Consider the following 7,618-nt stretch of genomic DNA (forward strand, 5'->3'; position numbering starts at 1 on the left):
GGTCCACCGCCCTCCGCACCGGTGCGCGGGTGTGCCGGTCAGTCGCCGATCAGTGCGTCGACGAAGGCGCCCGGCTCGAACGGCGCCAGGTCGTCCGGCCCCTCTCCGAGGCCGATCAGCTTCACGGGCACGCCCAGCTCGCGCTGGACGGCGATGACGATGCCGCCCTTGGCGGTGCCGTCCAGCTTGGTGAGGACGATGCCGGTGATGTCGACCACCTCGGCGAAGACCCGTGCCTGGACGAGGCCGTTCTGCCCGGTCGTGGCGTCGAGCACGAGCAGCACCTCGTCGAGCGGCCCGTGCTTCTCGACGACCCGCTTGACCTTGCCGAGCTCGTCCATCAGGCCGGTCTTCGTGTGCAGCCGGCCCGCGGTGTCGATGAGCACCACGTCGGCGCCCTCGGCGATGCCCTCCTTGACGGCGTCGAAGGCGATCGAGGCGGGGTCGCCGCCCTCGGGCCCGCGCACCGTGCGGGCGCCGACGCGCTCGCCCCAGGTCTGGAGCTGGTCGGCGGCGGCGGCGCGGAAGGTGTCGGCGGCGCCCAGCACGACACTGCGGCCGTCGGCGACGAGGACCCGGGCGAGCTTGCCCGTCGTGGTCGTCTTGCCGGTGCCGTTGACCCCGACGACCATCACGACGCCGGGCGTGCCGTCGCCGCCCTCGGTCCGCACCGCGCGGTCGAGGCCGGGACCGAGCAGGGTGACGAGCTCCTCGCGCAGCAGGGTGCGCAGCTCGTCGGGGGTACGGGTGCCGAGGACGCGGACCCTCTCGCGGAGCCGCTCGACCAGCTCCTGGGTGGGCGCGACACCGACGTCGGCGGTGAGGAGGGTGTCCTCGATCTCCTCCCAGGTGTCCTCGTCGAGGTTGTCGCGGGACAGGAGCGTGAGCAGGCCCTTGCCCAGGGAGTTCTGCGACCGGGCGAGCCGGGTGCGGAGCCGCACCAGGCGGCCGGCGGTGGGCTCGGGCACCTCGAGCTCGGGGATCTCCGGCTCGACGACGACGGGGGTACCGGCGTCGGGGGGACCGACCTCCTCGACGGTGCGCCGCGCTTCGTCGCGCGGCGTCTCGGCTTCCTCACCGACATGGGGCTCGGCGGGAGGAGTGAGGGTCGGCGTGCTCGACGGCGCCGAGGGCGGCAGCTGCTTCTTCTTGCGGCTGCTGACCACGAGCCCGCTGATCAGGCCGACCGCGACCAGGGCGATGACTACAGCAAGGATGACGATTTCCATAACGCGTCCAGTATCGGCCACGGCCGCGGTGCGGCGCGGTCACGGAGGACGACGGATACCGGCCGGGCGGGCGTAATGCCTCTTTTGGCAGTAAAAGTACGTTTCGGTCCGTGGAGAACCGCGGTCCGGACCCCGTCCCCCGCAGCGCGATCGAGGTCAGGAAAGAGCGGCGGGAAACCGGGGGAAGCCAGAGGGTCCGCCTCCCTCCCGAGCGTGTCAGGTCGCTGCGTTCGCATGGCCCGGTGAGGCGTCTTCCTCGGAATGCGGCTTCACGACGCCCCGCCCCCGCGTACGGTCCATCTCGCGCCATTCCGGCCGCAGGCCGGCCAGATTCGTGGTGAGGAAGTATGCGGCCCCGCAGGTGAGCAGCACCGGCACGAGTCCGACAGCGGTCACCGCCACCCCGGCGAGCAGGCCGCCGAGTGGGATACCGGCCCAGGCCAGTGAGTCACCGAGCGCGTTGACCCGGCCCAGCATCCGGCGCGGCACCCGCTCGACGAGGACGGCCCCCAGCACGGGGTTGACGAAGCCGCGACCGAACCCACTGACCGCGAAGACGGCCAACACCACCACCAGCGGGGCATCGAAGGCGAGGATCAGGAACCTCGGAGCCCCGACCAGCAGGAACCCGGTGAGAACCACCACCCGCCGCCGCAGCCGGTGCGCGACCACCGCGGCGATCAGGCTCCCGCCGACTGCCCCGGCCCCCATCACGCTGCCCATCAGCCCGATCGCGGCCGGCCCGTTGCCGGACTCCCCGACCCAGACGGGTACGAGCACCGAGGTGATCGCCGCGTCCAGCAGGTTGGTGATGCCGACCATGACGATGACGGTGAGCAGCAGCGGCTCGCCGCGCAGGAAGGTGAAGCCCTCGCCGAATCGCCGCCAATAGCCCGGTTCCGTCTTCCCGGCCGGGGCGGGGACTTCCTCGGCCGTGCGCCCCATGCCGCGAGGCAGCGCGAGTTTGATGATCACCGACCCGAGGGCGAAGCAGCCCGCGTTGACGGCGAGCGCGGTCAGGGGGCCGAGTAGCGCCACCAGCGATCCACCGACCGCCAGGCCGACGGTGGAGGCGAGCCGCTCGATCACACCAGCGAGACCCATGGCGCGCTCCAGCGGAACCCGGCCGCGCTCCGCCGCTTCCGGGACCAGCACCTCCTTGGCCAGGTCGCCGGGGCCCCGGGCCGCGCCGATCAGCGCGACCAGAACCAGAAGAAGGGGAAAGGAGAGCAGGTCCAGGGCGTGGAGCAGGGGCACCGCAGCGGCGGCGGTCGCGCTGGCCAGGTCGGTGGTCCAGGAGACGGCCCGCGGGCCGATCCGGTCCACCAGCGGTCCGGTGAACGCCTTGACCACCACGTAGGGAGTCATTTCACAGAAGGCGACCAGCCCGGTCTGGGCGGGGCTGCCGGTCGTGACGAGAACGAACCAGGGCAGTGCCACGACGGAGATGCGCGTGCCGGTCAGCGATACGGCCATGGCCGCCAGCACCCCGCCCAGCGGTCTTAAGGACCTCTTGCCGGGTATGCCGAGGGCCTCCGAAGCGTCGTCGGTCATGACGTCGGGCTTCCTTCCTCTTCCTGAGGGCCAGAAGGGAGCGACGACGCGGCAGCCGTATCCAGTTCGGGCAGGATCTGCGTGATCACGGCGACCCGTTCGGCTCCCGCGGGGGCATGTGCCGCCGTCTCCGGCGCGTCCCGCCGGTACCGCGCGACGACTTCCGCCAGCTCCCGGTACAGGGCGGCGGCCTCCTCGGGCGTGAGCCGCAAGGCCCAGTCGCTCATGTCGAAGGCGTTCCGCCAGGCGCGGGGCATCGTCTGAAGCCCGTTCAGAGCCTGCTGCGTGCGCAGGGTGTAGATGGACGCGACGGACTGCTGGTAGGCCATTGCGGCCTCGGGTTCCCGCTCGGCCAGTTCCGGATCGTTGAACCAGGTGGTCCGGTGCACCGAACGCCACCAGCGCTCTCGCGCGTTGCCGCGCCCGGTGTCCTCCTCGACGAAACCGGCCGCGCCGAGCTGCCGGAGGTGGTAGCTGGCCGTACCGGAATTCACGCCCAGCCGCTCCGCGAGGCGGGTGGCCGTCGACGGGCCGTACTTCCGCAGCAGCCCGACCAACTGCACGCGCACCGGATGCGCCAGGGCACGCAGACCCTTGGCATCCAGGACCACCGAATCCCCGTCGACGCCCGGGCCGTCCGGCCTCTCCATTGCATCAGCCATGCCTTGCACGGTAAACCACAAAGAGTTCTTCGCAAAGACATATTCGCGAAGAAGTCTTTGCGGTTTGTCGTGTCCGCCGGGTGCACCGCTCATCCGTCGACCGGCTGCCGAGCAGGATCGACCAGCGACAGCGCCCAGCCGGATCGGCCCCGATCCGGCGACAGGGCGGACTGCATCCGGATCCGTCCGACGAGAAGTCCGGCAAGAACACCGACCGCGAGACACCACGGAAGGCCCTCGGCCACCGGCGCGAGGACGACCCCCTCACCGTCCCGCCACCGGACCGGCTCGGCCGCCCCTTCCAGGAGCTCAGCGCCGTCATGTCCGCCTGCGCAGGCGTGGCGTCGGCTTCACCCCGGTGTGCACCGGAGCCTTCCTGAACTGCCGGGCACGAGGGCTGACGAGCACCGCCTGCGGCTGAAGGCGGCATTCTCACGGGATCCCGTGAGCGCGGCGCTGCCCCGCCCGGCGGACGGCACGGCCGGGGCGCCGGTGCGCTTCTGACCCGGCATCCGGCCGTGCGCACGTCCCGGCGGAAGGGGCGGGACATGCCGCTGCCCGGGCCGGCACGGGCCGGACCGGGCAGCGGGAACGAGGAGAGGGGCAGCGGGGATCAGCCCATCTCCTCCAGCGCCTTGCCCTTGGTCTCCTTCACGAACTTGAGCACGAAGGGGATCGAGAGCACGGCGAAGCAGGTGTAGATGATGTAGGTGCCCGAGAGGTTCCACTCGGCCAGGCTCGGGAAGCTCGCGGTGATGGCCCAGTTGGCGATCCACTGCGCGGAGGCGGCGACCCCGAGCGCGGCGGCGCGGATGCGGTTCGGGAACATCTCGCCGAGGAACACCCAGACCACGACGCCCCACGACAGGGCGAAGAAGAGCACGAAGACGTGGGCCGCGATGAGGGCGACGGTGCCCTGGGTCGTCGGCAGTTTGCCGTCGACGAGGTCGGCGGAGAAGGCCCAGGCCTCGAACGCCAGGGCGATGGCCATACCGGTGGATCCGACGAGCGCGAGGGGCCGGCGGCCCACCCGGTCCACCAGGATCATCGCGATCACGGTGCCGATGATGTTGATGATCGACGTGGTGAACGAGTAGAAGAACGAGTCGGTCGGGTCGATGCCGACGGACTGCCAGAGGGTCGCCGAGTAGTAGAAAGCGACGTTGATGCCGACGAGCTGCTGGAAGACCGACAGCCCGATGCCGACCCAGACGATCGGCAGGAAGCCGAAGCGGCTCCCCAGCAGGTCGCTGAAGGTGGACTTGTGCTCGCGGCGCATGGCCGTCTCGATCTCGTTCACCCGCGCGTCGAGGTCGACGTTGTCGCCCTCGACCTCTTCGAGGATCTTGCGGGCGCGGTCCTTCTTGCCCACGGAGATCAGGAAGCGCGGCGACTCGGGGATCACGAAGGACAGCAGCCCGTAGAGGACGGCGGGCACGACCATCACGCCGAGCATCCACTGCCAGGCCTCGAAGCCGGCGATGTTGCCGCGCTGGTCGCCGTCGGCGATCTGCAGGATGCCGTAGTTGACCAGCTGGGAGATCGCGATGCCGACGACGATGGCGGCCTGCTGGAAGGAGCCGAGGCGCCCCCGGTAGGCGGGCGGCGAGACCTCGGCGATGTAGGCCGGGCCGATGACCGAGGCCATGCCGATCGCGAAGCCGCCGATGATCCGCCACATGGCGAGGTCCCAGAGGGCGAACGGCAGGGCCGATCCGACGGCGCTGATGGTGAACAGCACCGAGGCGATCTGCATGCAGCGGATGCGGCCGATCCGGTCGGCGATGCGCCCGGCCGTGGCCGCGCCGATGGCACAGCCGATCAGAGCGATGGCGATGACCTGCGCCAGCGTCCCCGACCCGATGTCGTAACGGCCGCGGATGGCCTCGACGGCGCCGTTGATCACGGAGCTGTCGTAGCCGAAGAGGAAGCCACCCATCGCCGCGGCTGCCGTGATGAAGATGACGTGGCCGAGATGCTCCGGGTGCGCCCCTCGGGCCCCGGACTCCGGTCCGCTCGCTGTGCTGGTCACATGAACTCCTGGTACCTGGCGGCATCGTCAGGTGTGGGGGGTGAGCCTTCCCAGTGGCGCACAACTTTTCAACGACCACCACTTGAAGGTAAAAACAACATTTCGAAGGCTATGCGTTCAAGTTTCGAAGTCAAGAATCAGATCCGGCCGGAAGAGCTCTTCACAAGTACCCAGAAACACCCAAAAGGTGCGTTGAAGTGTTGAAGATTAGGTAAAGACGATGTGCCGACCCGTCAGCCGGGTGTCCCGGCGCCCCGGCGCAGCCGCTGGCTGATCACCTTGGAGACACCGTCGCCCTGCATCGAGACGCCGTACAGGGCGTCGGCGACCTCCATCGTCCGCTTCTGGTGCGTGATCACGATGAGCTGGGAGCTCTCCTGGAGTTCCTCCATGATCCGGATCAGCCGCTGCAGGTTGGTGTCGTCGAGCGCCGCCTCGACCTCGTCCATGACGTAGAAGGGGCTCGGCCGGGCCTTGAAGATGGACACCAGCAGGGCGACGGCCGTCAGGGACCGCTCCCCGCCGGACAGCAGCGAGAGGCGCTTGACCTTCTTGCCCGGCGGCCTCGCCTCGACGTCCAGACCGGTCGTCAGCATGTGGTCCGGATCGGTGAGGACGAGACGGCCCTCGCCGCCCGGGAAGAGCCGGGAGAAGACTCCCTCGAACTCGCGGGCGGTGTCCCGGAAGGCCTCCGTGAACACCTGCTCGACCCGCTCGTCGACCTCCCTGACCACCTGCATCAGGTCGGCCCGGGTCTTCTTCAGGTCCTCCAGCTGCTCGGAGAGGAACTGGTGCCGCTCCTCCAGGGCCGAGAACTCCTCCAGAGCGAGCGGATTCACCTTCCCGAGTTGCTGATACGCCCGTTCGGCCGCCTTCAGCCGCTTCTCCTGCTCGGCCCGGACGAACGGCTTCGGGAGGTTGCGCGGGTGCTCCGGGTCCTCCGGGAGGTCCTCGCCCTCCGCGGCGGGGGACGGCGGCACCGGCTGCTCCGGACCGTACTCGGCGGCCAGTCCGGCGGGCTCGACGCCGAACTCCTCCAGCGCCCTGGCCTCGACCTGCTCCATGCGCAGCCGCTTCTCGGCCCCGAGGACCTCGCCCCGGTGCACCGAGTCGGTCAGCCGGTCGAGCTCGCTCTTGAGGTCCCGGCCGCGCCCGCGTTCGGCGGCCAGGTCCCGCTCACGCCCGGCCTTCGCCGCCTCGGCCCTGGACCGCTCCTCCTCCGCCCGCACGACGGAGACCTCGACGTGCGCGAGGAGCTGCCGCGCGCCCGACGCCACGGCGCCGGCCACGGCCGCCTCGTGGCGCAGCCGGGCCCGGCGCCGCTCGGCACGGGCACGGGCCTCGCGCTCGGCGCGGGCCGCCCGGTCCAGCGCGTCGGCCCGGCCGGCGAGCGCCTTCACGCGTTCCTCATGAGTACGGGCCTGGAGCCGGGCCTCCATCTCGGTCTGGCGGGCGTTGGCGCCGTCGGCCGCGAGCCGGTCCCGTACGGAGGTGTCGGGCTCCTCCTCGACCGGTGTCTCCTCGGCGACCAGCAGCCGCTCCGCCAGCTCCTCGGCCTCCTCGGTGGCCCGCTCCAGCGCCTCCTGGGCGCGGGCGGCGGAGGCGGCCGTCCGCTCGGCCTCACCGGCGGCCCCCCGCGCCTGCCCGGCGAGGCGTCCGAGCTGCTGCGCCACCCCGGACTTCTCGCGCTCGGCTGCACGGCGCAGCTCCCCCAGTTCCTCCACCCGTGCCGCGCAGAGGCCGCGCCGGTCGGTGGCGGCGTGCTGCTCCGAGGCGAGTGCCCCGCAGCGCACGGCGAGTGCGGCCAGTTCGGCGGCGGCCTCGTCGACGGAGGCCTGGACCTCCAGCAGACTCGGCGCGCCGGCCGATCCGCCGTGGGCGAAGTGGGCGCCCAGGACGTCGCCCTCGGCGGTGACCGCGGTCAGCGCGGGGTGGGCGGCGACCAGCTCCTCGGCGTCCTCCAGGGTCGCCACGACGACCGTGTCACGCACCAGCCGCCGCACGGCCGGCATCAGTTCGGCGGGCCCGCGGAGCAGGTCGGCGACGAGGGGCGCCCCCTCGCCGAGGGCGACGGAGGTCTCCGGCGGTTCCGGCCGGCCGGCCGGTCCCCCCCGGGCGGGGGGGGGGGGGGGCCGCGGCCC

At 71.4% G+C, this 7,618-nt stretch carries 5 protein-coding genes; all 5 read right to left on the minus strand.

Annotated elements, in window-relative coordinates:
- Window positions 1–38 precede the first annotated feature (38 nt).
- On the minus strand, window positions 39–1,229 hold the full coding sequence (gene ftsY / locus ABZ172_RS16150) for a signal recognition particle-docking protein FtsY (protein WP_356884352.1): 1,191 nt from the start codon (window positions 1,227–1,229) through the stop codon (window positions 39–41).
- A 216-nt stretch (window positions 1,230–1,445) separates the two neighbouring features.
- Window positions 1,446–2,783, minus strand: coding sequence for an MFS transporter (locus ABZ172_RS16155; RefSeq protein WP_356884353.1), 1,338 nt, complete (start codon window positions 2,781–2,783; stop codon window positions 1,446–1,448).
- Window positions 2,780–3,445 (minus strand): helix-turn-helix domain-containing protein, encoded by a 666-nt coding sequence (locus ABZ172_RS16160; RefSeq protein WP_356884360.1) that lies wholly within the window; start codon window positions 3,443–3,445, stop codon window positions 2,780–2,782. The genes ABZ172_RS16155 and ABZ172_RS16160 overlap by 4 nt, the downstream gene beginning before the upstream one ends.
- 613 nt (window positions 3,446–4,058) lie before the next feature.
- Window positions 4,059–5,477, minus strand: a complete 1,419-nt coding sequence (locus tag ABZ172_RS16165) for a sugar porter family MFS transporter (protein WP_356884354.1) — start codon at window positions 5,475–5,477, stop codon at window positions 4,059–4,061.
- A gap of 233 nt (window positions 5,478–5,710) precedes the next feature.
- Window positions 5,711–7,618 (minus strand): AAA family ATPase (locus ABZ172_RS16170; protein ID WP_356884355.1); only part of this gene is annotated, 1,908 nt, incomplete at its 5' end.

The sequence above is a fragment of the Streptomyces sp. NPDC006296 genome, from assembly GCF_040613235.1.
In the GTDB taxonomy this organism is placed as follows: domain Bacteria; phylum Actinomycetota; class Actinomycetes; order Streptomycetales; family Streptomycetaceae; genus Streptomyces.

What these genes read in the sequence shown, in the direction of transcription:
- ftsY (WP_356884352.1), bottom strand. Translation starts at nt 1,229, where the DNA reads ATGGAAATCGTCATCCTTGCTGTAGTCATCGCCCTGGTCGCGGTCGGC.
- ABZ172_RS16155 (WP_356884353.1), bottom strand. Translation starts at nt 2,783, where the DNA reads ATGACCGACGACGCTTCGGAGGCCCTCGGCATACCCGGCAAGAGGTCC.
- ABZ172_RS16160 (WP_356884360.1), bottom strand. Translation starts at nt 3,445, where the DNA reads ATGGCTGATGCAATGGAGAGGCCGGACGGCCCGGGCGTCGACGGGGAT.